The sequence below is a fragment of the Actinosynnema sp. NPDC023658 genome (assembly GCF_040639995.1).
Lineage (GTDB): Bacteria > Actinomycetota > Actinomycetes > Mycobacteriales > Pseudonocardiaceae > Actinosynnema.
Map to the genome: position 1 here is coordinate 1 of NZ_JBFAAX010001176.1, position 1,606 is coordinate 1,606.

Consider the following 1,606-nt stretch of genomic DNA (forward strand, 5'->3'; position numbering starts at 1 on the left):
CTGAACCGGTCCCACGTCCCGTTGCCCCGGGACGCGGCGCTGCTCGTGGAGGACATCCGCCTGCACACCGCGAACGAGCCGCGCCTGCGGCTCGACCTGGCCATCGCCCGTCGACTGCTCGCACCGGAGCCGGCATGACCGCGACGATCGCCCGCACCGCGCACGAACTGGGCAGCCGCGCGCTGGGCTGGCTGCGCGCCAACCAGCACCTCGGCGGCCTGCCCCCGGACACCGACGCCGACTTCGACGACCCCAACCGGGCCTACAAGCCGCTGTCCGAGTCGGCCCTGGTCGCCTCGCTGGTGCTGCGCGAGGGCGTGGCCGGTCCGACCGGTCTGGCCCACGCCCGCGAGCTGCTGGAGTTCACGTGGCGGCAGATGCGGCAGGGCGACCTGCTCTACGAGCGGCAGCTCCGGCACTCGCTGCTCACCGACCCGATGGAGACCTACGCGCACTTCACCCGGGTGGGCCTGCGGCACGAGCGGATGGACGAGCTGCTCGCGCACCTGTCGGCCGTCGACTCGATGACCGAGGTCGTGCCGAACCGGCGGCTGGCCGTGGCCAACGCCCGGCGCATCCTCGGTCTGGACCAGCGCGAGGACTGGCCGGCCCTCACCCAGGCCACCTGGCTGGGCTCGACGCCGCCGGCGTGGGCCATCGACTGGATGACCGGCTACAGCGTGACGCACACGGTGTTCCACCTGACCGACTGGGGCGCGCGGCCGGAGGGGCTGCCCGCCGACATCGCCGCCTACCTCGACACGTGGCTGCCGGCGTGGATCGACATCTGGTCCGAGGTGGAGCAGTGGGACCTGGTGGGCGAGCTGCTCATCGTCGGCGTCTGCCTGCCGACACCGCGGTTGGAGCAGGCGGAGTGGGACGTGCTGGCGGGCGCGCAGCACGACGACGGCCTGGTGCCCCGCGACGGCACGCCCGTGGCGGACGACCCGGCGCAGCGCTTCTCGGACCAGCAGCACACCACGATCGTGGCGGCGGTCGCGGGCACCCTGGCGCTGTCGCGCGCCCTGATCGTTCCGTGACGGTCCGCTCGCGGATCGCCCACGTGGTGACGCCGCTGCTCGCGGAGGGGCGGGACGTCGCGATCGGGGTGCGGTGCGGTGACGAGGACCTGCTGCTCACGTCGGACGGCGTCACGCCCGACGCGCGGTTCGAGCTGGGCTCGCTGACCAAGACGTTCACCGGCCTGCTGCTCGCGGAGATGGCGGCGCTCGGGGAGGTGGCGCACGACCACCCCGTTGACCGCTACCTGCCGTCCACGCGCCTCCCGGTGACGCTGGAGCAGCTCGCCACGCACTCGTCGGGCCTGCCCGGCCTCCCGCCGGGCCTGTGGCGCTCGGCGCTGCGCGCCTGGTACACCAACCCCTACCGGGACTACGCGGTCGAGGACGTGCTGAGGTCCCTCGCCCGGGCGCGCACGCGGCCGGGCGTGAGGTACTCCAACTTCGGGGTGGGCGTGCTCGGCCTGGCCCTGGCACGGGCCGCGGACCTGCCGTTCGAGGAGGTGCTGGCCCGGCGCGTGCTGCGCCCGTTGGAGCTGTCGGGCACCGACTGCGCGAGCACCGACCAGCTCACTGGCCACTGGCAC

The 1,606-nt window shown here is 74.0% G+C and carries 2 protein-coding genes; both read left to right on the forward strand.

Annotated elements, in window-relative coordinates:
* Positions 1 to 134: 134 nt before the first annotated feature.
* Positions 135 to 1,040: a hypothetical protein gene (locus AB0G02_RS39280; RefSeq protein ID WP_360805322.1), complete on the forward strand. Its 906-nt coding sequence runs from the start codon at positions 135 to 137 to the stop codon at positions 1,038 to 1,040.
* Positions 1,037 to 1,606, forward strand: a 570-nt coding sequence (locus tag AB0G02_RS39285) for a serine hydrolase domain-containing protein (protein WP_360805325.1), incomplete at its 3' end; no start/stop codon positions are given. The genes AB0G02_RS39280 and AB0G02_RS39285, both read left to right, overlap by 4 nt.

Excerpts from the sequence above, each read along its gene's own strand:
- AB0G02_RS39280 (WP_360805322.1), top strand. The coding sequence starts at position 135 with ATGACCGCGACGATCGCCCGCACCGCGCACGAACTGGGCAGCCGCGCG.